Raw genomic sequence first — 21,815 nt, 5'->3', positions numbered from 1 at the left:
TCTACCAACATATCTGGGCCGCGCGGTTTATGGGCGAGGACGATTCACACCGGTAAGTGGTCGGGAGAGTTGGGGACTGGGATTTCGAACTGCCAGGGGCCGGAGCGGGCGGGGCGGGCGGCGGCCCGGGTGTGCAGGTCGGTCGGCACCAGAATGCTCCGCGGGTCCGGGCAGTACCAGTGGATCGTTTCGCCGGGGTTGTACCAGGGAAAGATGCCCGCGGAATAGGCCGCCAACAGCCGCTCTGGCGACAGATCCCCGCCGAGCGCGACCAGTCCGGACGGATCCGCGAGCTCGACCGGCGGGAAAGGCTGGTCCGGATCGACCAGATACATCCGCATCAGGTCGGTAGCGTCGGTCACCGGACAGACGTTACCGACCTGAGCGAACAGCCTCTGGAGCTCATGGTGCCTCTCGGCGGGCGCGGCGCCGTCGTTGCAGACCGGGGTGGATTCCGGCGGGGAGGTCCGCGTGTGCGGCGATGCGATGAAGGAGCGGGAGGAGCAGGGTTCGCTCGGTCTCGTCGAGGGGCGCGAGGATTTCCGATTCCAGTGCGTCGGCCTCGGATTGGATCGCCCCGAGCACTTCGCGTGCGTGCTCGGTGAGGTGGACCGCGTGTGCGCGACGGTCGTCCGGATGCGGGCGCCGGGTCACCAGGGCGCTCTTCCAACTCGTCGACCAGTCCGACCATCGCGTTGCGGTGAACCCGCAGTAGATCCGCGAGTTCTTGCTGGCTGCGGCCATCCGCGGCGGCCAGGTTGCCCAGGACCGCAAAGTGGGCCGGATCCAGATCCAATCGCGCCAGCTGCTCGGTGAACCGGTACGCCACGTGATGACCGATCTGCGACAACAGGAATACCCCACGCGAGTCCAGCGGCCGGTTCGTCATGACCTCACGCCCGCTACGTCGGCCCCGGGCTTCGGCCTGCCGAGCTGGCCCGCCGGCGACGGCGGCGGCTTCCTCATCGTGAAAGGCTGCCGCGAACTCGCGATGGGCCTGAGCACGGGCATCCTGCTGGTAACCGGCCAGCGCCGCGCCCTGGGCTGGGTCCTGCTGATGACGGCCGCGGCCCCGCTCGGCGACATGGTCAACGTCCTGTCCCACCACGGCTCCACGGCCACCGCGTTCGGCGTCCACGGTCTGACCTCGGCGCTGATCGCGATCACGGGCCTGCTGATCCTCGGTGAGACCAGCAAGGCACCAAAGGCTGCCCCAGCGCTCGCCGCGCAGGCCGTCTGAGGTCTGCTCGAACATCAACTCACCCTGTCGAACACCCGCGCCTACCACTGGTTCTTCGCCGTCTACAACACGCGGTCCTCTCTTGCGTCAGCCTGTCGGAACGGCTGAATCAGGTTTGCTCGGTACCCTGAGCCCCGCACGCGGTATCCGGTGCTCCCGAATTCACGCGAGAGGATCTCACCGTGAGGCTTGGGTTTTCCGGCAGCGTCTTGGCTGCCATCGGTGCTCTGCTCGTCGCTCCGGCCATGATTGCCACGCCTGCGGCCACGGCGGCCGTTGTGACCGTCACGCACCTACAGTCCCCGACGAAGAACGGCGACTCCGAGTGGTGGGGGCGCAAGCATCCTGGCCAGACGGATCCCAGCGATCCCACCAGCAACAAGTGGAACTGCGATCGAAAAGGCAACTGGCACAATGACGAGCACGACTCCGCCGGACATGCGGACAGTCGTTGCGAGGAGTGGCCCCAATAGCAGGCGTGCTGCCCGCCCGACGAGCTACCGGGTCTCGGCCTCAGCTCGCGGTCGCCAGCACTCTCCACACCTTTCTGGAACGCGCGCGGGCCTGCGGAGCCGCGTATTCGATTCGCCGGCGTGCTTCGTGAGCGCTGATCCGCAGCAGATCAATCAATAGCTCCACGGTGTCCCGATATCCGGTGTCTGCGGCGAGGCCACGGCGCTCGGCTTCAGCGACGGCCGCGCGCATGGCAGCATCCAGTCGCCGCCGGCGGCGTTCGGTTTCGACGAGGGTACGCAGCAAGTCGGCATCGGCCAGTTCCGGCCATCCTGATGTTCGAGCATCCGGCGCCAGCGCGGTCGAATGTATGTTCACCCGAACCAGCCTACCGCAGAATAGAACATATGTTCGATGGTTGAGCTTGCTGGGTATGTCCGAGTCGGCGTCACAGTCGGTCCGTGGTTGCCGGACCGCTGCCCGCCGTCGCGACACACTCGATTCGGCTATGCGGGTGCGTTCGAACGGAGATCGGTCTTGTTGCTTTGCGGACGCCGAACTGGCTCTATCCAGGCCGGAACGCGCGTGCCACCTTCTGACGGACCAACTCACGAAGGCGTACCCGAGATGAGCTCTGCCCGTTGATCTTCGACCGACCGGCGGGGGCCCGGTCATCGACAGATGCGGACGTTCCGAACGCGCGGGTCGCGGCATTGCCGTGCGTTCGAACTGTGGGCGGTGGGTCAGGGTGTTTCGGGGTCGCGTGGTGGCGGGGCCCAGGTGCCGCGTTCGACGAGTTCTTCGATCAGACCTCGCCGGAGTTGTTCGTGTGCGGCGTGGCCGGGAGGGGCCTGTGTCAGTCGCAGGTTCTTGGGGTAGATGGGCTGGTCGTAGATCAGCTGGTATTGCTCGGTGCGAAGTTCTTTGAGCCAGTTGGTCCCGACGGATCGGACACGGAAGTCGCGCAATGTCTGAATGTCGATGGTCGCGGCCGCGTAGGAGGCGCTGCCGCCGTAGGTATGCTCGCAGAGAATCTGGCCGTGGTAGTCGATGATCATGGTTTGTCCGCCGAAGCAGTCGATCGGTGCCGGGCTGTTCGGTGTGATGTGGTAGCTCGCCAGGTTGGGGGCGATGACGTAGCAGTTGTTGTCCAATGCCCGTGCCCGGTTCTGTACTTCCCATAGTCCGCTGCCGACCGAGGGCTCGGGATAGCTTGGCCGGTAAATGATTTCGGCGCCGTTCATGGCAAGCCCGCGGGCGGTTTCGGGGAAGCTGCCGTCCATGCAGACGATGGTCCCGATCCGCCCGATCGGCGTGTGTGCCACCGGGTAGAACGCGTCCAAGCAGCCGCTGCGAGGTCCGGTAGGGCCGTCTACCGCAACAGCCGGGCCCGCGGCGGCGCCGGGCGTAGGAATTCTCGTCGGCCGTCTCCGCAGAATCGGAATCCGGAGCGGCGTCTAATCACCTTCATCAGACTCGCGGCCAACTTAACAGTCCCGACGGGAAGGGCGACGAACATCCTCAATTCGGAATTGCGTGCGTCGGAAAGCCGTGTCGACCAAGATATCTGCACAATCGTCCAACGACATCCAGATCGCCTCAGCCCGGTAACGCTGCCGCCAACTCGGCACACAGCGCATCGAGTTCGGAAGCAGGGATTCGAGGCGCGGCCGAAGAATCGGCGTCATGCCACGGCACATCTCGCGCGGTACCGGACGGTCGAGTGAAGATGTGCTGGTGGAGGTGAACACCGGCCGCGCTCAGGCCCGCGACGAAGGTGAAGACATGGGCGGGTTCGAGGACCCGCCGCAGGGCGCTGATCGACGAGCGGACAGCGCGGGCGAACCCTACGGTCTCGGCGTCATCGAGCAGATCGAGCGTCGCGACGTGACGGCGCGGCTCGACGAACAGATACCCCGGCCGGGCCCACTCGCCTTGGGCAGGCCGGTGCGTCACCATCATGAGGTCATCGGCATGGATCACCGGGCTTACCAGCGGTCCGGTTCCATTGTGTTTGTCGCAGATCATGCACCCCCACATGCGGGTGGACGATACCGCTGCTCGGATAGCGAGTGCCCAAGCGCAGTCGCAGACGTTCTCGAACGCGCGCCGAGCGGCATTGCGGACGGCCTGCCTCTTACCCGTCGATAAGGTCGTCACTATCGTGAACGACAAGGTCAATCGAGACTGGACCGACGTGGCCTAGTCAACTCGCGGATCAGAAAGAGCGGCGTCGGATCATGGCTGAGGACCTGACCGTGACTCGGGCGCTGGTGATTCCCGCGTCGGAGTTGCGCGAGCGGTTCTCCCGGTCGTCCGGTCCGGGCGGGCAGCACGTCAACACCACCGACAGCCGGGTAGAGCTGTCGTTCGACCTCGCCAACTCGCCCTCGGTGCCGGAGTGGCTGCGCACCCGGATGCTCGACCGCCTGGCCACCCGCCTGGTCAACGGGGTGCTCACGATCGCCGCGTCGGAGCAACGCGCACAGCTGCAGAACCGCGCGGCCGCCCGCGAACGCCTCGCCGCGTTACTGCGTGACGCCGCTGCCGCCCCGCCACCCGTGCGCCGCGCCACCAAGCCCTCACGCGGGGCAAAGGAACGCCGCATCGCCGAGAAGAAGCGGCGCGGCATCACCAAACGCAACCGCCGCGCCTCCCCCGACGACTAGCCGACGGGCAGCGCCACCGGTCCGAAGTATCGGCGGCACAACCATTGGCGAACGGGCCGTGCTCCCCGGTACCCGTCTGCCCCGCTCAGCTCTCGGCGAGGACCGCAGCATCTACATACCGTGGATCGCGGGCGATCGCGGCGAAACTCGACTCCCCTTCGGCGCCAACCGATTCCTCCACCTCGGACAACCGGACAAGCAAATCGAAGTAGCTCGCCTCGGCCGTCCGTAACTCCGCGATCGTCGCCGTGAGATCGATATCGGCGGCGAACCGCGCCCCGTCGACACCCACCGACAGGGTCGCCAGCCATCCGTCCGAATCGGCCGCGAACATCGACCCGCTGGTCTCGGCCCAGAACAACACCGTGCTCGGCGCCGCCTCGGAGCTCAACCGCCCTGCCGCGGCAAGCATCACCAGCGCGGTATAGATGTTCGACTCACAGAACCCGAAGTGCATCAGATACGCCTCGAGCGCCCCCGCCCGATACCTCAGTACGTACGTCAGCCCACCGGCGTCCTCCCCGAAACAGTCGGCAAAATACTCCCGAGGTGTTGTCCCCTCCCCTGCCTGCCGCCAATCCGGCGCCTTCCCGTCCCAGAACCACCCGTCATACATCGCTCCGTGATTCTCGATGACCTCCGCCCCCGGCGCCGGTGTCTCCAGCCACTGCTCGAATGCCTTCCGCCCCATGGGAATTCGCGCAGCAATGACAAACGTGTCCGACACAACCGGCTCCTCATCGATCTCGACGGCGCCCACTTTCCCGGGCCCCCGCGTCATCCTAAGATCTCGCCTCCTGAGCCATGATCGGCCCGCCGCCGACACCCTTCGAGACCTGCTGACCACGGGCACGGGCACGGGCACGGGCACGGGCACGGGTATGTTGCGGCCCGCCGGGTGGACGAATGAGTCCGCCAGCCTTCGGGCGCGCGCCGTGATGGAAACGGTGGCGCGGGCGGAAATGAAACCACCAGGGACACCGGGCGACTCACTGATCGGCGGCGTCCTCGTGGTCTTCGTCGAAGTCCGCCCGCCCTGCCTTCCAGTAGGCGGCCCGAACGTACGGATCTACGTGTCCGCGGCGATACCCAACGAGAAACCTGCAGAAATATCGGTGCGTAAGTGGCACTTGTATACCAGGTACGTAATTGTTCGGGAAACACCGGGGAGCCTGGCGATTCCGTTCGCTACTATTTCCTCAATTTGATCCACGCTCGGTACTCGAATGATGGCAATTAAGTCGACATTCCCAGCGCAAGAATATATTTCGACTACGCTCTCGATGCCTGCGATCACCTCCGCAGTTTCAACGACCCACCCGAGATCGACGTGGACCAAAACGATAGCGTTGACAGATCTGGCCAATCCGTTCCCCCAAATGGCTCGTTCTCGAACACATACCTGAAATCATGACCTGAAGAAAAGGATACCTGGTCACACATGGCGTGCAATGAATTCTCTGTCGACCAACTCGCTCGACGGGCTCGCCCCAGCCAGCGTGGCAAAGAAACGCTCCGTCAGAGCCGGATCGTCAGCCATGGCTTGCATCAGCCGGGTTCGACGCTCCGGACGTAATCTGGCCGCCGTCAATGTATCGCGGTATCCATCCATTACTAATTCGTTCCTCGCGGATTCATATCGGCGCAGCGCAGCTTGCATTCTCAGCCTGTCATCGAAGTGCTCACGTACGCAATCGACCAGTAGGTCGGCTTGTCGAAAGGCATCCGTTATCCCTTTCCCGGTGATCGAATCCTTGTGATGACCCGCATCTCCCACAAGGGCCCAACCCTGTCCAGCAGCGGCACGTAGATAGTTGCGTTGGTCACCTGAACCGAAAATGCGATCGACAGAACGGCCATCTCGAAGGCGCTGGTAGAGCTGCGGCGCCGTTGCTGCAACAGAGTCGAGTAACGCTTGACGCGAATTGGTGCGGATGGCGGCAAATTCAGATTGCGGGAAGTAGCTGGCAACCAGAGTCAGACCGTCATTCGTCGGTACGGATCCAACCCACCGACCACTCGTATTATATACTTCGAATCCCGCGTCAACTCCCTCGAAATAAGTATAGTAGACACAGGTCATCTTGGGATGGCGGGAAAGGTATCCTGCTCCGACGGCAGCAGCCACAGTGGACCGCATACCATCTGCACCTACTACGAGTCGAGCACGCTCGATGCGGCCGGCCAACCGAACGCCGACCACTCGTCCTTCGTCGATCACAATATCCGTAACCGGCACAGCATCTTCGCATTCCGCCCCAGCAGCACCGGCTGCGTTCCAGAGAATTTCGTCGAGCAGATATCGACGCGGCGCCAAAGCCTCGCGGATTCCATCAACCGGCCAGGCACACCCGCTGAAGCGGACGTCCCCAACCTGGTGTATCGCATGGTCTATCGGCGGACACCCGGTCGCACGCACGGAATCCAACAATCCCCATCTATTAAGGAGTGCAGTTCCCGGCTGATGAATATACAGCGTCGATACGGTATCTCGCGGAAATCGCACGCGGTCGACGAGTAGCGTCCGGAACCCAGCACGTGCGAACAGCATTGCGGTCGGACTACCAGCGCAGCGGCCGCCTACCACAATAACGTCATACATGCAATTCCCATTCGCGCTTCAGGTAGTGGGGTGCCGGACGACATCAAAGCGCTCGGAATCAATGTGCCCCATCGTCCGGAGTCGATACCGAGCGAGCTTCCCCGTTGAAGTGGTCGGCAGTGACTCGACCATCTCGACCCTGCCGGGGCGCTTGAACGGTGCAAGGTCAGCACGCATGGCAGCCAGCACAGCGTGGCGCACTGCAGCGGGACTCTCACCGTCGGACACAACATAGGCTATTGCCTCATCGAGTCCGTCTGCGTTAAGGCCGCCAACTACGGCACAGTCGGCAACGCCGGCGACGCCTTGTATGGCACTCTCGATTTCGCCGGGTGCCACCTTGTGGCCACCAAGATTCATCATGTCGTCCGCCCGAGCCACATATCCGACCGAGCCCGCACTGGATACCCGCGCGATGTCTCCGGTGTAGACGCCTCCATCTGCGAACGTTCGCCGCTCAGCTTCTGGCCGATTCAGATATCCCGCAGCGACAGTAGGCCCGGCGATGTGCAACCTGCCCACGGTGTCTTCCGCAAGCACCTTCCCATCATCACCACGCACAGTGGCGACCGTTCCGGGTACGGCGAAGCCCGTTGTCCCGGGCTCTGAATGATCGGACGTGGCTACTACGATGTGCAACGCCTCGGTCGCGCCGAGGCCGTTGATCAGAGGGACTCCGAGTAGACGCCTAGTGGATTCAACCAATTCCGCGGGACAGTGTTCCCCGGCCGTTACGGCTAGGCGCAGACAGTGATCAGTGATCTCTCCAGCACCGAACGTACCGGGCAAAGATGCGTAGATCCGTGGCACCGAACAAAGCACTGTAGGTCTGTGGACACGGATGGCGCGCGTTACGACATAGGCATCGATACCACCACGGAGAAGCACCGTGCACGCACCTGCCGCCAATGGCAGCAGCACGGAGTTTCCAAAGCCATACCCGAATGACAGCTTAGCCGTCGACAGAAGAGTGTCCGCCGGACCAAGAGCCAGAATCCGCCCGAACCCGGCCGAGACATCCATCATTGCCGCGGCTGAATGTCGAACTCCCTTCGCAGTACCTGTGCTGCCCGATGTGTATTGCAGCAATGCCTCCTGACTCGATGCCCACCGCGCCCGAGTCGGCACTCGATCCACTCGCAGCACAGCAGGTGCCTTCGCGAGGTCTTCTCGAACAAGTGTGCTGTCGCATTGTTCGATCTCCGACAGTAGTCTCGCGAGACCTACCCGCCTTGCTGAAAGGACGTCCAGATATGCAAATACCGCGCCGCTGTCCTCGACAATGAAGATAATTTCCTTCTCAGTCAATTGTGGACTGACCGGCACTGGGATACAACCACGCCACCACAATCCAACAATCGCAGCGACGGCTGCCGCCGAATCGTCGGCTACTACGATACACCGCGACCCCGAAACGACACCCTGCTCTGCCAGCCGGGCGGCGAACGCACCGGCTGCACAGTAGAGCTGCCGATACGTTACCTCTCCCATATCAGAGTCAATGTACGCAATTCTGTCCGCGCCGTCCTCAGCCACATGCTTACCGACCAAGGATTCGATAAGATCTACCGTCTCGACCATCGATATTCCTATCGGTTCCGAGAAAAAGAGTTCACAATGCGAGTCGCATCGCCGAGGCTCATTATCGATGCCGACTGATCGAAATCGAGCTTGATTTCGAACTCTTTCTCGATCCGAGATAGTATCTCTATCTTGTCAAGCGAGCTCGCGGCTAGATCATCGTAGATATCCGCGCTCTCGCATATACGTTCATAATCTATATCCAGGACCGCAGAAAATATACTGAGCACTCTGCTTGCCGTATCTGGATCATTCAACGAACACATACTAGAATCCTTCCAATCAGATATATCTACCTCACGCAATCCCTTGCCGTAGGTCGGATATCCGAGACGCCGTCAGGCCACCGACGTACGCTCGGAATTTGACATATCGGTTGTTGCCTGAGCGGGTTTTTTGTGGGCCGTCAGCATGATCGATGCGACAAGTCCGATGAGGAGCACGACGATAGGGATGACAAGCGACTGGGCGAGAGCTGAGCTGAACGGGTGCAGCAGACTCGACGGCAGGTGACGAGCCTGGTCGTGGGTGGCAGGCGACGCAATGCCGTTGGCGGTCATACGTGCGGCTATGAGCGCGCCGATCGCGGCGCTGCCGAGCACGGCGCCAACCTGACGGATGGTGTTGTAGAGTCCGGCTCCCGCGCCAATCAAATCCATCGGCAGATCGTGGGTGGCGGTCGCGCCGAGAGGCGCCCAGATGCAGCACATTGCCAGGCCCATCAACGCAACCGGGATCATGAGTTGCCAGATGGGTTGGTCAACCTTCAGCATCGTCGCGAGCCAGACCAAGCCGATGAAGTTGAGCATGAATCCGAACATCGGGATGTAGCGCGGATGCACCTTGTCGACGAGCCGCCCAACTGAGGGAGCAAGCAGCACTTGACACAGTGCCATCGGCGAGAAGGTCAGGGCCGCACGGGTCGGGGACATCTCGCGGACCGTTTCGAGGTAGAAGAATATCGGCAGGACCATGGCGGTCATCGCAGCGTTCACCGCGCCGATCGCGACACTCGCCAGCGCGAAGTTGCGGACTCTGAACAGCGACAGCGGAACCAGGGGCTCCCGCTTGCTCTTCGACTGGTACAGGATGAAGCCCACCAACACGATCACGCCTGTCGCAACCATCACCCATGTCGTTGGTGACCAACGATTCGCGTCGCCCTGTTGGAGGCCGAACACCAGCAAGAACATCCCGGTTGAGCTCAACAACACACCAGGTATGTCGAAGCGGTGAGATCGCGTCTCCAAGCGCGGAATGAAACGCAGCGCTAGTACGAGCCCGATCAGACCCAGCGGGACATTCATATAGAAGATCCATTGCCAGCCGAGCACGTCGACGAAGACACCGCCGACGACCGGTCCCACCAGCGACGCGACGCCGGCGACCGCACCCCATACGCCCATTGCCGTACCTCGTTTGTCCGGCGGGAAAACGCGGGTGATCAACGCCATCGTCTGTGGTGCTATGAGCGACGCTCCGAGGCCTTGAACGGCACGCGCGGCAATGAGCACGCCGACACTGGTTGCGAGACCACACCAGATAGACGAGGCGGTGAACAAGACAAGCCCGCTGATGTAGACGTTCTTCGGCCCGAACCGGTCGCCTAATCGTCCGGTGACCAGCAGTGAAACGGCGAAGGTCAGCAGGTACGCACTGGTGACCCAGATGACGTCGGAAATATCCGATCTCAAGTCGGACATGATCGCGGGCGTCGCCACCACGACGATCGTCATATCCAGCATGATCATGAAGAAACCGATGCAAAGGGTCCACAGTGTGACCCACGGATTCGATCTCGCGTCTAACTGCATTCCGGCCTTTCGCGTGTCGGTCAATCGGCTCCGAGCGTGTTCAATCGGGCGAGGTCGAGGCTGCGGGTGGTGCGGGTGGTGCGGCCAAATAGGCGCATTACCAGCGGGTCATTGCTGACCGGCAGCGTCGCGGTCGACAAGGACGGCGGACAGTGCCTTGACGACCTCCGCGGCAATGACCGCATGCCCGCTGGTTGTCATATGGATCTTGTCGGCTCCGAGGATTCCGGGGCGCTTTCCGACCGGATGCCACCAGAATTCGACGAGAGCGGCGTTGTAACGACTCGCAACAGTTCGAACGATTTCATTGAGTCGTTCGACACGTGGACGGAACCGAATCATCTTCGGGTCGGTGGTCGCGTCCGCGAAGGTCATCGTGATCAACTGTGCGCCGGTGGATGCCCCAGCAGCGAAGAGCTGATTCAGATTCGATTCGATGTCCTGGTAGTCCGGCTCGGTCGTCATGAGATCATTGCCGCCACACGCAACGAACAACAGGTCGGGATCGAATTCGAGGACCGCCTCCAGTTGATCATCGAGAACTTGCCGGCTGGTCGCCCAACTACGAGCGAGGTTCAAATACTCGAGTCCACCGACAGCTGCGTCGAGAGAATTCTGTACTCGAATCGGCCAATGTAACGACCGATACCCGGGGCTCGCATCGCCGACACCCTCAGCGATGCTATCGCCGATCAAGCCAAATCGACGCCACGGTGCGCCGCGGAGTAAGTCGCGGGCCGACGCATCATCGATACAGTACGGATCGGTCTCTTCGTCGTACTGTGTGGCGTCGTCCGTTTTATCAGTCGTATTACTCATCACGGCCCCCGTCTCGAACGCCGCGATCAATCGCTGGTAATCCTCCGGAGCGATGCCGTCACGGCGCGGACCCCCCGGTCTAACCCGCCACCAGGCTACGACGGAATACTCGTCGAGTCAATGGGCTTCGAGTTCTCACAGCGAAATCAGTTCGCGGCAGGGTTCTCGACGCAACGACGACGACAAGCAAGCTCTTGAAGTCATCGGGTGGTGCGCGTCCACAAAATGAAGGTTCCAGAATGACGCACTTGCGAGACATATTGCATCGGACACGATGCTCCCCAGCCGTCGTCATTTTGTACCACTTGAATCGCAGAACTACTACGCGGTCAGCACTCCGACCAGACCTCGCGTACATGCTCGAACACGTCGACAGCGCACGGCGATGGCATCGAATTCTACTGTGGCAGTGGACAACTGGATTCCGCCGACCACGCCGGAGCACGCCGACGCGCGGCGCGTCGCCGACCGGTCTGCACCTGGCACGCCGTCAACATCTAGGGGTTGCCGTCGACGCGGCCAGTAGATACAGTGGTGCCTATCTCGTTATCGTTCGTTGATTACCCGAACGTCGACGCGGTGCGGTGGGTGAGATCGCACGCAACTCAAACTTATAAGGGGGATTTTGTCGATGGAACGTACAGAACCTGCAACGGTATTCGACCGCCTCGGAGAACGCCCGCAGGTGGCTGCGGCTATCGACTGGACGCTAATCGATCTTGACAGAGATTCTCAAAAGATCCATCTGTCGTTCACTACTGTGGACGAATTCACAAATCCCGCTGGTAACGTGCACGGCGGCTACATCGCAGCCATGCTGGACGAATGCATGGGCTCGGCGATTGTAGGACTCACCGATGCAAAGTTTTTACCGGCTACAATCTCGATGACCATCGATTTCATTCAACCGATCGCGGTGGGCAAGGTGCTGGGCGAAGCACACATTGTGTCGATGAGCACGAACTCAGCGCACCTTGAAGCAAAGCTCACCGATCCGGACGGGCGGATCCGTGCCCGTGCGATCGGCACCTATCGTTTGCTGGCATTCTCCTCAGCGTCACCGAACGGTCCCGCACGTCCGTAGTCACCGAGGCATAAGGGTGAGGGCCGAGATCGTGCTCGAATCCTGAATTCCAGTATCCAACATGCCAAACTTCAACTAACCGACCTTCTCTACCCATGTCCGGGGCAAGAAAGGCCGTGTTGCAGGCGCATCATCAATACTTGGCAAATCTGTATCAAAATGTCTGGAGATCTATCATGAGTAATTTCGAAATCCTTCTTGCCGCAACCGCCGACGATCACAGAAAGGAAATCGAACAGCACCCGCTTCTGGCGCTTGTACTCGAAGGAAAGATGAAGCGCGAGCACTACATCAGCTACCTCCGCGAGACATACCACATGGTCCGGCACACTTCGCGAATGCTTTCATTGGCCGGAGCACGACTCGGCGACGACTATCGCGGCCTTCGAGACTGGTTCTTCGAGCAAGTACAGGAAGAGAACAACCACGATCTGTTCTGCATCAAAGACCTCAGGACCTATGGCGAGGATCCAGAGCGGGTCCTTGCGGAACCGCCGAAGCCTGGAGCCTGGGGCCTGGTGGCGCAGAACTACTACATGGCGACCTACGGTAATCCGCTCGGAATTCTCGGTGTCGCTAGCCTGACCGAAGGTCTCGGCGCCGGTGTCGGCGCGGTATTCGCCGAAGTGCTGGTGGAAAAGTACGGGATGCAGCGCAGTCAGGTCACCTTCATCCACAGTCACGCGGGCTTCGATGCCAAGCACATCGAAGACGTCAAGAATGCCGTGAACAATCTCATCGTCAAGGAATCCGATATGGATGAGGTAGTGCAAGGGCGGCGGATGACGATCCACTTCTACAGCCAAATGTTCCACGACGTGCTCGCGGCGGCCTGACACGACCGGCGCTCTTGCGCCGGCGCAGCACGCTCTGGGGGGTTGTATGTTCGAAACGCAAGTTATTCTCGACAATCGTGATCTAGAATTGCCGATAACATTCTCGGCATCTCCGGCCAGCGCCATTGTCATCGAGGAACTCCGCAAGTACCAGACGCACGAGATTCCGGATGTCGACGATAATGAAGAAAGTTATCGCCAGTACAAGGAATTTCTCGAACGGGCGTTGAAACCACTCGGGCTGTACAGGGAAGAATTTCTTCCGGCCACCGCTTCACTGTGCTACCGGGTAACCTACTGCGACGAGACCGCCGCAATATTCAGGCTCACGCCGGTCGGTGACAAATCGATTTATCACAGACTCATTCCGGGCGCGTCGCGCAAGCGGATTCTAGAGGTAAACAACGTAGCGGTCGAGCCTGCCTATCGCGGCGACCTGCTCCTCGGGATAATCATGAAGAACTGTGCGCTACTATCACACACTCTAGGCTTCGAAATTGTCGCAGGGATCGTACGATATGAAGTGCTGCCCATGTTCGTGGACTTCGGAACAGTTCCCGTCCATCACGAGGCAATCCATCTGTTGGGTGACGACACGATCTGTGATTATATCACCTATTTCATGACCCGCGAACAGGCACATGTCGACTACGCACTGGCACGCAGTTATCACTACTTCCATCGGAAAGTGACGATGAAGAATATCCAAACCGACGTAGAGAGTCGGCAACCGCGCGGAACCGCACGGATAGGGGCTTGACGTGGAGCCCGTCGTCAACAATGCCATCGACTCTCGAAACTCCGAACATAAGCCGAATGCGCAGACGTTCCTGCTGCGCATGGTCCTTCAGGCAATGGCCGCGAAAACCGTCAACGCCGCAGCCGAGCTGGGCATAGCCGACCTGCTTGCCGACGGACCGCTGACCTCCTACGAGCTCGCCGACAAGTCTGGCACCCACCATCAGTCGCTACATCGGCTGCTGCTGGCCCTAGCTGGACTCGGCGTCCTCACCTGTGTCGACAACGAAACGTTCACGTTGGCAGAACTCGGCCGCCCGTTGCGCAGCGACGTTACCGACTCAGTACTAGGGCTTGTCCGAACGATGACCGGCCCCGAGGTCTGGCGTAGTTGGGGCGAGATGGTTCCGAGCGTACGGTCGGGCAAACCGGGGTGGGATCTCGCATACCAGATGAACTGGCTCGACTACTACAGTCGAGATCCCGAGCCGTCGACCATTTTCAATCTGGCAATGGCCGAACAGAGTCGCGACGCCGCACCGGGGATCATCGCCGCGGCCGGTCTATCCCGATTTCGAACCGTGGTTGATATCGGCGGCGGCGATGGAACGCTTATCGCACAGATCTTGCAGGCGGAGCAGCAGATCTCCGGGATCGTGTTCGACCGGTCGACCGGACTGTGCACCGCCACGACCCGACTCGAGGCGGCTGGAGTCGCCGACCGATGTCAGATCGTAACCGGCGATTTCTTCGACTCGATTCCAGCAGGCGCCGACGCATACCTCCTCAAACAGATACTGCACGACTGGAACGACAAACTGTGCCTTGCCATCCTGCGCAATGTACGGGCGGCGATCCCCAGCCACGGCCGACTGCTGATCCTCGAGCGCACCCTGCCCGACCAGATCATCCCAGGCGACGGTGCCGGCATTCAGTCGCTACTTCTCGATCTTCATATGCTCGTCGTCACCGGTGGATGCGAGCGCACCGAGGGAGACTTCGGCGTGCTGCTGCAAACGTCCGGCTTCGAACTTGTGGAGATGTCACCGCCGATCCCGCCCTTCGACTATCGCGTGCTCGAAGCCCGCCCGGTCTGACAGGAGTTGACATGACCTTGTTGAGCGATGCGCAGACCCTCGACGGCGCCGCCATCCTGCAGAACGTCCGCGCGGTCGCGCCGATACTCCGCGCCGAAGCGACCGAGAGCGACCGCAACAGGACGCTCACCCAGCGAACCATCGAAACGTTGCGTTCGACCGGCGTGTTCCGGATGCCCATGCCACGCGAATGGGGCGGACCGGAAGTCGATATCTGCACGCAGAACAGAATCATCGAGGAACTGTCGGCGGCAGACGGTGCCGCAGGCTGGTGCGCGATGATCGGATCCGACGGCGGGTTCTATTCGGCCGCCCTCGAGGACGAACCGGCTCGCCGGCTGTTCTCGAACCTCGACACAATCACCGCCGGATGGATCGTTCCCGCCGGACGGTTGCACAAGATGGCCGGCGGATTCACTTTGGAAGGACGCTGGCAGTTCGGCAGCGGCTGCGGTCATGCCGACGTCATCATTGGCGGTGCCGTGGTTTTCGACAATGGCGCCCCTGTGCTCACCGAGGTCGGACGCCCCGAAATACGCATAGCGTTGCTGCCTGCCGAAGACTTCGAAATACTCGATACCTGGCACACGACCGGCCTCGCCGGTAGCGGCAGCCACGATTATCGAATTTCCGACGCATTCGTCCCTCTCGATCAAACTTTCCGATTCCGCGATCTTCGGCAGCGTCGTCGGGAAGGCCCTCTCTATGCGTGGCCCGGTATGTTCTTCGCGAACGTACCCGGAGTACCGCTCGGAATAGCTCGTGCCTCACTCGAAGTGGCCGAACAGATCCTGGCCGACAAGATGCTGGTGCCCGAGATGCGACCAGCCCGTGAGGACCCGCGGATCCGTGCCGGTGTCGCGCAAGCGCATGCGATGGTCGGTTCAGCGCGTAGCTATCTTTACGACGTGCTCGACGAACTCTGGACTACGTTGGAGTCGGGCGATGAACCACCGATCAGGCTGCGAGCAGCCTTGGCGGGCACATATGTTCACACGATTCGCGCATGTCTCGATGCCGTACGCATCCTGGCAGACGTACTCGGGAGCGTGACCATATATCGGAGTTGCCCGATCGAGGGATATCTTCGCGACCTCACCACGATCAGCCAGCATCTCATGGGGCAACCGAAGATGCTCGAAATGGCGGGTGCTCTCTGGCTGGGTGCCGAAAAGATCACTGCCAGGCATCCGCTGTCGGCCGAAGGGCTGATCTGACCGTTCCAATGCCCCGACTTCAGGAGACTCGTCATGACAACTCAGTCGTTGGCGGCCCCACCGCCGGATAGCGGCCTCGAGCAGATCACCGGTCCGTCCACGAACGGCATCATTCAGATGCTGCGCCAACGTCGGAATCTGTTCGAACAGGCCCGCCTCAACGAACAGCGGTATGGGCCGGTTCATGTGCTCAATATGTTCGGAACAAAATGGGTTGCCGCGTGCGGGCCGAACGCTGCGGAAACAATCTTGATGAACAAGGCGAAGGCATTCGCCAACGGCCCGGGCTGGAGCCCATTGATCGGCAATTTCTTCGATCGCGGCTTGATGTTGCTCGACTTCGAGGAGCACCGGCACCACCGAACAATCATGCAACAGGCGTTCACGCCGACCGTGCTCAAAGGATACCTACAAGAGCTACAACCGATTGTCGCGCGCCACATCGCCGCACTTCCCGTCGGCAGCGTCGAAGACGGCAACCCCGTGCCGATCTATCAGCACCTCAAGAAAATGACTCTCGATGTCGCACTCGAAGTCTTCCTCGGCGCTAAACTGCCGCGGCCCGAAGCTGACAGAATCAACGCCGCGTTCATCGCCTGCCTGCGGGCGAGTGGCGCTATCTTGCGTCGACCGTTACCGGGTAGTCGCTGGTCGAAAGGGGTACGCGGGCGACGGGTACTCGAAGAGTTCCTCGTCGAGCGGATCGATCATGCTCGCGGCAGCGAGACCGCCGATCTGTTGTCGGTGATGTGCCATGCCGAAAGTGGCGACGGCCACCGTTTCAGTGATCAAGACATTGTCGACCACATGATCTTCCTCTTGATGGCCGCACACGACACTACTACCACGACCCTGGCGAACATGGTCTACTACACCGCTAAAACCCCTCGATGGCAGGACCGTGCCCGAGCACAATCGATGGAGCTGAACATCGACCTCTCGTTCGAGGATCTATCGCGACTCACCGATGTCGAGCTCGTCTTCAAGGAAGCATCCCGCCTTTGCCCGCCGACACCGCTCGAACCACGACGAGCCGTCAAAGACACCGAAGTCTGCGGTTATTTCGTACCGAAAGGCACGCTCATCTTTGTGCCGACCAATGTCAATCACCGACGCGCAGAGATTTGGCGTGACCCTGAAATCTTCGACCCGGAACGATTCACAAAAGAACGAGCCGAGGACAAAGTACACCGATTGGCATGGGCCCCGTTCGGCGCGGGAATTCACAAATGTATCGGACTCTATTTCGCACAGTATGAGATCAAGGCAGTGATGCATCATCTCCTGCGTGGATACGAATGGTCGGTCCCGCCCGAATACGAGATGCGCATTGACATCAGCGCATTGCCGGCGCCCGTCGATTCGCTGCCGATCACATTGTCCAAGCTGTGACGCACTCGAGCTGGGCTGACCGGCAGGCCGGGCCCACCACGCAGAGTTCGATCCACGCCATGGGATAGCTCAGGACATTGTTCAGCCGATCAGGAAGTTTTCCATGGACGATATCAGCGGTGTATCACCCGCACAGAACGATAATCTCGAACCGGGCTTCGAAAGTCGGTCCGACTCCGGTCGCCCCGAGAAACGGACCAACTCGATCACCTTCAACCCGTTTGCACCAGGATTCGCGAACAACCCATATCCGCACTACACGGAGTTGCGCGACCAATCACCGGTCAGCTTCAATCCGCTCGGATTCTGGGTACTCACCAAATACCACGATGTGTCGGCTCTGCTGCGATCCAATCTCTCGGTCGAAAGTAAGCACTTGGCACCGAGCCCCATCCGCGAGCTGCGAGACCGAGCGGGCGGGGATCGTGGCTGGCGCATGTTCGGACTCGCCATGGCCGATCGAGATCCCCCCGACCACACCAGACTGCGCAAACTGGTGTCCAAGGTATTCACACCGCGTGCCATCGCCGAGCTCGAGTCGAACGTGATTCGGCACGTCGACAACGCGCTCGATCGAATCGCGCACAAGCGGCGTTGCGACCTGGTCGATGAACTTGCGTCGCCGCTTCCGTTCGCAGTGATCGGAGAAATGCTGGGCATGCCGAACGCGAGCCACGCCCGAATCCGCGAGGTCACCGGAACATTCGTCCGTTCGCTGGAGCCAGTGAACGACCCCACCCTCCTCGCTGCCATCGCCGAAGCTGACACCGAACTGATCGCCATCGTCACCGACTCGATCGCGTGGAAGCGGAAGCACCTGACCGACGACCTGCTCTCAGCATTGATCTGCGCAGAGGTGGACGGAGATGTACTCAGCAGCAATGAGCTGATCGCACAGGTCGCACTCCTGTACGTCGCCGGGCATCAGACGACCGTCAATCTGATCGCCAACGGCACGCTCGCGCTGCTCGAGGCGCCGGATCAGCTTCGATCACTTCGGACCGATCCCAGCATCGCGGCAAATACTGTCGAAGAAGTCCTGCGGTTCGACAGCCCAGTCCAGATGAGCCGCCGAATCACGATCACGCCGTACACCGTCGGCGAGCACGAGATTCCAGCAGGGTCGATAGTGCTGGCGAGTATCGGATCAGCTAACCGCGACGAGTCGTTTTGGGGGCCCCACGCAGCGGAGCTGCATATTGGTCGCCCCGATGCTCGCAGCCATCTCTCGTTCGGAGCCGGCGCTCACGCTTGCCTCGGTCCTGCGCTGGCACGGCTGGAGGGACGCATCGCGGTTGAACGACTCGTGTCCCGGTTCGACTCTCTCCGAATCGACGGTGACGTCGAGCGCAACGGTCGGATCAACCTCCGAGGATTGGACAAACTGCCGGTCAGAATCTAGAAGTCGGGCTGTCTCGTCTCGGGGATGGCCTGCAACGCTGCACGAAAGCGCGGGTGGGCTTGGACGAAGGCGAATCGCTCGTCATAGATCGGTCGGAACACCGCTGGCTGCGTTCCGCTGCGCAGTAGCAGCAGCACCGCGCAGGCGCCGAGGGGAATCGAGCCCGGAAAGAATGCCCACACCAAGGGTTCGACCACTGTCTGAAAGTCGGCCTTGTACCCGGCCCACGCGGCAACGATCAGGATCGTCAAGATGAGCAGGTTGGCGGCCATCACCGCTGCGAGCACTGCGGCGATGCGGCGGGAGTTTCGGCCGGAGCGCTCACACCGGTCGCAAACCGGCCAGTCACCGACGAGGATCGTCGACATCGGTGAAAGCACCCTGCTGTGCCAGTTTTCCACGGAGGTGCGGTGGAACCTGGGGTGCTGCTTCGTATCGTAGAAAGGTACTCTGATCGGCTTGCGTGCCGATGCTGGACGTCCGTGCCTGCTGCAGAGATCGGGAAGTTCCTGGGCGAGCTCCAATTCGAGCGGATCGACAGTCCGCGCCACACTGTCCCGGTACAGCAATTTGGTGTGCGGCAACGGTTCTCGGCAGCGGCGCAGCCGGACCGTCGCATCATCTGCGCCGGTCCATGGCCGCTGATACGTCATCGGCGGCTGACCTCGCCGGTCGTCACCGGCGGGGTCGTCTACTTGATGGCGGCGGTCCATCGGCCCTCCTTGCTCATTCGAGCCATCCGCGTTGACGCCGATCCCGATAGTAGAGATCGTCATCATCGGGTTCGTCGGGGGCGACGATCCGGTCACGGTCCGGTTTGCGCGTTCCGGGAATCACGTTGCGCGTCACCCTCGGATCACCGCGGTGCGCAGTCGGGTCGGCCAGCGTCACGGCTGCCGGGCTCGACTTGGACTCGAGGGCCGCGGTTTCCGGCGCACTGCTCGCGGCAGACGATACGTCGGGGACCTCATTGCGGTAGGTGTCGAGGATCCGTTCTCCTGCTCCCGCCAGCCGTTGGATCTCCTCGGGTGTTCTGCTCGCGGTATCGGCAACGATCTTCGACATCGCGGCCTCGCTGTACCGGGTGAACGATTCGCTGCGGGCCAGATCGCGCAGGCTGCCCTGCCCATTCATGATCTCGCGCAGCTGTTTCTGCAGGTCTTTGTCGATGCCGGGACTGTCGGCGAGGATCTTCAACGCCTTCGACAGATGCCGTGACACGCCGATATCGTTGCCGACCAGATCGAGCATCGGCTCATTGTCGCCCTTCATCACGACACACCGGGGTGATCGTAGGAAGAGGCGGGAAGCGCAGGAATCTTCGACGCTTCCATCGCCGCGCTGATTCCTCCCGACATCACCCCGACCAGTGCCTCGGAGGCGTTCACCATGTGGCCGAGGTTGCCGATAATCTTGACAACCGTAGCCGCCATGTACACCGCCAACGCCGCCGCGGCCGCCTCCAGCGCCGCCGCCACTCCGGCGCCCACGACGGTCGAAGCCGATGCGGCGGCCGCGAGTTCGGTGACCAACCATTGGATGGCGCGGTCACCGAGAGTCTGTACCAGGTCGGCGATTCCGTTGGCCATACCGTAGGAGGCGAGAGCGTAAGCGGAGATCTCGTCGGCCACTTTGCTCAAGGCGTCGGCTTGGCCGTCGAGAGCCTTGGTCAGCGACTCGAAATACGCGCGTGCGCTCTCGGCTGCGTTCCCCTGCCAGGACGTTTCCACATTCTTCAGCGCGGCATCGATCGACTCGTGGTAGGCCTGGTTGTACTCGGCCAGCTTGCCGATCGCGTCAGCCGACTTCTGCAGCGAGACCCAGTCGCCGGAGAGATTGTTGGTGATCGTCGCGATGCAGTTGAAGCCGCCGCCGGCCACGAACGGGCTGGTCGCCATGGCAATGAGGTTGTTCAGGTGATACGTCAAACTGGGGCCGTTGCCGCTGATCACGAGCTCGACGTAGTCATGAATCGGATCCGAGGATTGCGGTTCGGACAGCTTCTCGACGGGGTAGGCGGTCGTTGCTGTCACTTGCCGATCCTTCCGTAGTAGGCGTCCATGTCCTTGGCTCGCTTGGCATCAGTGGTCCGGTACATGCGCGAGGCGTTGGTGAGCTCGGTCGAGGAGTTGTCGGTCACCGTGCCCAAGCGCTCGTAGTTCGACTTCAGCTGATCACACGCCTCCTGCAGCTGATCGAGTACCGGAGTGAGAACGAGACCACCGCTGCTTTGCACTTCGAGCCACTTCTGGGCGTAGGCGACAGCCTGACTGTTGTCTTCGGCGATCTTCCACAGCCCACGTGCCGCCAAATCCACGTCGTCCGGCTTGACTCGGAAATCTTCAGTCATCCATGCACCTACTGATTCTGTGATCGTCGTTCGCGAAGCTGAGCGGCAGATAACTACCTTGCAAAGTATCTGACGCTGCTCGGCGCTGATCGGTTCCATCGGATCAGCGCGGACTCACCTGAGTCGAACAAACATTCAGCTATGCCGCTGCTCGCGCCGACGCCAGCAGCACCACCCGAGTCGACGGCATGGCCGCCCCCTACGGCAAAGACGACCTTTACGAAATCAGTGCAGCACCAACCACACTCACTCCAGAACCGGTTTGGGGAGCAGGTAGGCGATGTATACCTGGGCACCGGTTGCCATTTCGTTGAAGACGGTCGAGTCGCGGATGCCGCGGCGCGCCGAGGAACGGGCCTACTCCGATGGGGCGCGGACGATCTCCCGACAGGCCGTACGCGGCGCACCCGACAAGGTGATGCTGACCGCTGCCACGGAATCCGGTGCGGACCTGCCGGTCGTCGGCAATGGAAGCGCGGGTCCGATTCGGCAGCGTCTGTCCGCCAACGGATCTCGCCCGC

Annotated in this window: 26 protein-coding genes; 10 read left to right on the top strand and 16 right to left on the bottom strand. The window is 61.2% G+C overall.

Annotation, left to right across the window (positions count from 1 at the left end; all coding sequences use genetic code 11):
• Positions 1 to 44: 44 nt before the first annotated feature.
• Positions 45 to 362 carry a hypothetical protein gene (locus ACQPW1_RS09045; protein ID WP_433662279.1) on the bottom strand — a complete coding sequence of 106 codons (318 nt, stop codon included), beginning with the start codon at positions 360 to 362 and terminating at the stop codon, positions 45 to 47.
• A complete protein-coding gene (locus ACQPW1_RS09040; RefSeq protein ID WP_433662278.1) occupies positions 359 to 829 on the bottom strand; it encodes a MarR family transcriptional regulator in 471 nt (156 codons plus the stop codon). The genes ACQPW1_RS09045 and ACQPW1_RS09040 overlap by 4 nt, the downstream gene beginning before the upstream one ends.
• Here ACQPW1_RS09040 and ACQPW1_RS09035 point away from each other — a divergent pair.
• Complete coding sequence (locus ACQPW1_RS09035; RefSeq protein ID WP_433662277.1) at positions 728 to 1,240, top strand: DUF4267 domain-containing protein; 513 nt, start codon at positions 728 to 730, stop codon at positions 1,238 to 1,240. The two genes, ACQPW1_RS09040 and ACQPW1_RS09035, sit on opposite strands and share 102 nt — an antisense overlap.
• A 182-nt stretch (positions 1,241 to 1,422) precedes the next feature.
• Positions 1,423 to 1,713 carry a hypothetical protein gene (locus ACQPW1_RS09030; protein WP_433662276.1) on the top strand — a complete coding sequence of 97 codons (291 nt, stop codon included), beginning with the start codon at positions 1,423 to 1,425 and terminating at the stop codon, positions 1,711 to 1,713.
• A 40-nt stretch (positions 1,714 to 1,753) separates the two neighbouring features.
• Here the strand turns inward: ACQPW1_RS09030 and ACQPW1_RS09025 are convergent, their stop codons facing one another.
• The 3 genes from ACQPW1_RS09025 to ACQPW1_RS09015 form a co-directional block, all read right to left on the bottom strand.
• Entirely contained in the window at positions 1,754 to 2,071 is a 318-nt protein-coding gene (locus tag ACQPW1_RS09025) for a DUF222 domain-containing protein (protein ID WP_433662275.1), read from the bottom strand.
• Positions 2,072 to 2,436: 365 nt separating this feature from the next.
• Positions 2,437 to 3,036 (bottom strand): nitrilase-related carbon-nitrogen hydrolase, encoded by a 600-nt coding sequence (locus ACQPW1_RS09020; protein ID WP_433662274.1) that lies wholly within the window; start codon positions 3,034 to 3,036, stop codon positions 2,437 to 2,439.
• Positions 3,037 to 3,292: 256 nt separating this feature from the next.
• Positions 3,293 to 3,676 (bottom strand): HIT family protein, encoded by a 384-nt coding sequence (locus tag ACQPW1_RS09015; RefSeq protein ID WP_433662273.1) that lies wholly within the window; start codon positions 3,674 to 3,676, stop codon positions 3,293 to 3,295.
• A gap of 257 nt (positions 3,677 to 3,933) precedes the next feature.
• Between ACQPW1_RS09015 and arfB the strand changes: the two genes are divergently transcribed.
• Positions 3,934 to 4,362 (top strand): alternative ribosome rescue aminoacyl-tRNA hydrolase ArfB, encoded by a 429-nt coding sequence (arfB, locus tag ACQPW1_RS09010; protein ID WP_433662272.1) that lies wholly within the window; start codon positions 3,934 to 3,936, stop codon positions 4,360 to 4,362.
• Between the two features lie 85 nt (positions 4,363 to 4,447).
• Here arfB and ACQPW1_RS09005 read toward each other — a convergent pair whose 3' ends face one another.
• From ACQPW1_RS09005 to ACQPW1_RS08975, 7 genes are all read right to left on the bottom strand, one after another.
• Complete coding sequence (locus ACQPW1_RS09005; protein WP_433662271.1) at positions 4,448 to 5,089, bottom strand: hypothetical protein; 642 nt, start codon at positions 5,087 to 5,089, stop codon at positions 4,448 to 4,450.
• A gap of 342 nt (positions 5,090 to 5,431) precedes the next feature.
• Positions 5,432 to 5,701 carry an Lrp/AsnC family transcriptional regulator gene (locus ACQPW1_RS09000; protein ID WP_433662270.1) on the bottom strand — a complete coding sequence of 90 codons (270 nt, stop codon included), beginning with the start codon at positions 5,699 to 5,701 and terminating at the stop codon, positions 5,432 to 5,434.
• A 96-nt stretch (positions 5,702 to 5,797) separates the two neighbouring features.
• Positions 5,798 to 6,964 carry an FAD-dependent oxidoreductase gene (locus tag ACQPW1_RS08995; protein ID WP_433662269.1) on the bottom strand — a complete coding sequence of 389 codons (1,167 nt, stop codon included), beginning with the start codon at positions 6,962 to 6,964 and terminating at the stop codon, positions 5,798 to 5,800.
• 18 nt (positions 6,965 to 6,982) lie between these two features.
• The gene (locus ACQPW1_RS08990) at positions 6,983 to 8,545 is read right to left on the bottom strand and encodes an AMP-binding protein (protein WP_433662268.1); all 1,563 of its coding nucleotides are present in this window, start codon (positions 8,543 to 8,545) and stop codon (positions 6,983 to 6,985) included.
• An 8-nt stretch (positions 8,546 to 8,553) separates the two neighbouring features.
• On the bottom strand, positions 8,554 to 8,811 hold the full coding sequence (locus tag ACQPW1_RS08985; protein ID WP_433662267.1) for an acyl carrier protein: 258 nt from the start codon (positions 8,809 to 8,811) through the stop codon (positions 8,554 to 8,556).
• 72 nt (positions 8,812 to 8,883) lie between these two features.
• On the bottom strand, positions 8,884 to 10,359 hold the full coding sequence (locus tag ACQPW1_RS08980; RefSeq protein WP_433665188.1) for a DHA2 family efflux MFS transporter permease subunit: 1,476 nt from the start codon (positions 10,357 to 10,359) through the stop codon (positions 8,884 to 8,886).
• A 108-nt stretch (positions 10,360 to 10,467) separates the two neighbouring features.
• The gene (locus ACQPW1_RS08975; protein ID WP_433662266.1) at positions 10,468 to 11,208 is read right to left on the bottom strand and encodes an SGNH/GDSL hydrolase family protein; all 741 of its coding nucleotides are present in this window, start codon (positions 11,206 to 11,208) and stop codon (positions 10,468 to 10,470) included.
• Positions 11,209 to 11,809: 601 nt separating this feature from the next.
• On the opposite strand from ACQPW1_RS08975, the gene ACQPW1_RS08970 reads away from it, so the two are divergent.
• The 7 genes from ACQPW1_RS08970 (at position 11,810) to ACQPW1_RS08940 (ending at position 18,944) form a co-directional block, all read left to right on the top strand.
• Positions 11,810 to 12,262 carry a PaaI family thioesterase gene (locus tag ACQPW1_RS08970; RefSeq protein ID WP_433662265.1) on the top strand — a complete coding sequence of 151 codons (453 nt, stop codon included), beginning with the start codon at positions 11,810 to 11,812 and terminating at the stop codon, positions 12,260 to 12,262.
• Between the two features lie 176 nt (positions 12,263 to 12,438).
• Complete coding sequence (locus ACQPW1_RS08965; RefSeq protein ID WP_433662264.1) at positions 12,439 to 13,098, top strand: iron-containing redox enzyme family protein; 660 nt, start codon at positions 12,439 to 12,441, stop codon at positions 13,096 to 13,098.
• Between the two features lie 46 nt (positions 13,099 to 13,144).
• Positions 13,145 to 13,858 carry a hypothetical protein gene (locus ACQPW1_RS08960; protein ID WP_433662263.1) on the top strand — a complete coding sequence of 238 codons (714 nt, stop codon included), beginning with the start codon at positions 13,145 to 13,147 and terminating at the stop codon, positions 13,856 to 13,858.
• 1 nt (position 13,859) lies between these two features.
• Entirely contained in the window at positions 13,860 to 14,933 is a 1,074-nt protein-coding gene (locus ACQPW1_RS08955; protein ID WP_433662262.1) for a methyltransferase, read from the top strand.
• 11 nt (positions 14,934 to 14,944) lie between these two features.
• Entirely contained in the window at positions 14,945 to 16,150 is a 1,206-nt protein-coding gene (locus tag ACQPW1_RS08950) for an acyl-CoA dehydrogenase family protein (protein ID WP_433662261.1), read from the top strand.
• A gap of 33 nt (positions 16,151 to 16,183) precedes the next feature.
• Positions 16,184 to 17,542: a cytochrome P450 gene (locus tag ACQPW1_RS08945; RefSeq protein WP_433662260.1), complete on the top strand. Its 1,359-nt coding sequence runs from the start codon at positions 16,184 to 16,186 to the stop codon at positions 17,540 to 17,542.
• A 103-nt stretch (positions 17,543 to 17,645) separates the two neighbouring features.
• Positions 17,646 to 18,944, top strand: coding sequence for a cytochrome P450 (locus tag ACQPW1_RS08940; protein ID WP_433662259.1), 1,299 nt, complete (start codon positions 17,646 to 17,648; stop codon positions 18,942 to 18,944).
• Here the strand turns inward: ACQPW1_RS08940 and ACQPW1_RS08935 are convergent.
• Genes ACQPW1_RS08935 through ACQPW1_RS08920 form a run of 4 tightly spaced genes read right to left on the bottom strand, consistent with a single transcriptional unit; the run spans position 18,941 to position 21,294 of the window.
• Complete coding sequence (locus ACQPW1_RS08935; RefSeq protein WP_433662258.1) at positions 18,941 to 19,657, bottom strand: hypothetical protein; 717 nt, start codon at positions 19,655 to 19,657, stop codon at positions 18,941 to 18,943. The genes ACQPW1_RS08940 and ACQPW1_RS08935 overlap by 4 nt on opposite strands.
• Positions 19,658 to 19,670: 13 nt before the next feature.
• On the bottom strand, positions 19,671 to 20,216 hold the full coding sequence (locus tag ACQPW1_RS08930) for a hypothetical protein (RefSeq protein WP_433662257.1): 546 nt from the start codon (positions 20,214 to 20,216) through the stop codon (positions 19,671 to 19,673).
• A complete protein-coding gene (locus ACQPW1_RS08925) occupies positions 20,216 to 20,977 on the bottom strand; it encodes a WXG100 family type VII secretion target (protein ID WP_433662256.1) in 762 nt (253 codons plus the stop codon). Before ACQPW1_RS08925 ends, ACQPW1_RS08930 begins: the two co-directional genes overlap by 1 nt.
• Entirely contained in the window at positions 20,974 to 21,294 is a 321-nt protein-coding gene (locus ACQPW1_RS08920; RefSeq protein ID WP_433662255.1) for a type VII secretion target, read from the bottom strand. The genes ACQPW1_RS08925 and ACQPW1_RS08920 overlap by 4 nt, the downstream gene beginning before the upstream one ends.
• Positions 21,295 to 21,815: the final 521 nt, after the last annotated feature.

Origin of the sequence: Nocardia sp. CA-128927, from assembly GCF_050955855.1 — a bacterium.
Taxonomy (GTDB): domain Bacteria; phylum Actinomycetota; class Actinomycetes; order Mycobacteriales; family Mycobacteriaceae; genus Nocardia.
The sequence above is the reverse complement of the archived record's forward strand: the minus strand, read 5'-3'. Positions and strand labels throughout refer to the sequence as shown.

Excerpts from the sequence above, each read along its gene's own strand:
- arfB (WP_433662272.1), top strand. The coding sequence starts at position 3,934 with ATGGCTGAGGACCTGACCGTGACTCGGGCGCTGGTGATTCCCGCGTCG.
- ACQPW1_RS08995 (WP_433662269.1), bottom strand. The coding sequence starts at position 6,964 with ATGTATGACGTTATTGTGGTAGGCGGCCGCTGCGCTGGTAGTCCGACC.
- ACQPW1_RS08990 (WP_433662268.1), bottom strand. The coding sequence starts at position 8,545 with ATGGTCGAGACGGTAGATCTTATCGAATCCTTGGTCGGTAAGCATGTG.
- ACQPW1_RS08985 (WP_433662267.1), bottom strand. The coding sequence starts at position 8,811 with ATGTGTTCGTTGAATGATCCAGATACGGCAAGCAGAGTGCTCAGTATA.
- ACQPW1_RS08980 (WP_433665188.1), bottom strand. The coding sequence starts at position 10,359 with ATGCAGTTAGACGCGAGATCGAATCCGTGGGTCACACTGTGGACCCTT.
- ACQPW1_RS08970 (WP_433662265.1), top strand. The coding sequence starts at position 11,810 with ATGGAACGTACAGAACCTGCAACGGTATTCGACCGCCTCGGAGAACGC.
- ACQPW1_RS08965 (WP_433662264.1), top strand. The coding sequence starts at position 12,439 with ATGAGTAATTTCGAAATCCTTCTTGCCGCAACCGCCGACGATCACAGA.
- ACQPW1_RS08960 (WP_433662263.1), top strand. The coding sequence starts at position 13,145 with ATGTTCGAAACGCAAGTTATTCTCGACAATCGTGATCTAGAATTGCCG.
- ACQPW1_RS08950 (WP_433662261.1), top strand. The coding sequence starts at position 14,945 with ATGACCTTGTTGAGCGATGCGCAGACCCTCGACGGCGCCGCCATCCTG.
- ACQPW1_RS08945 (WP_433662260.1), top strand. The coding sequence starts at position 16,184 with ATGACAACTCAGTCGTTGGCGGCCCCACCGCCGGATAGCGGCCTCGAG.
- ACQPW1_RS08940 (WP_433662259.1), top strand. The coding sequence starts at position 17,646 with ATGGACGATATCAGCGGTGTATCACCCGCACAGAACGATAATCTCGAA.
- ACQPW1_RS08935 (WP_433662258.1), bottom strand. The coding sequence starts at position 19,657 with ATGGACCGCCGCCATCAAGTAGACGACCCCGCCGGTGACGACCGGCGA.
- ACQPW1_RS08930 (WP_433662257.1), bottom strand. The coding sequence starts at position 20,216 with ATGAAGGGCGACAATGAGCCGATGCTCGATCTGGTCGGCAACGATATC.
- ACQPW1_RS08920 (WP_433662255.1), bottom strand. The coding sequence starts at position 21,294 with ATGACTGAAGATTTCCGAGTCAAGCCGGACGACGTGGATTTGGCGGCA.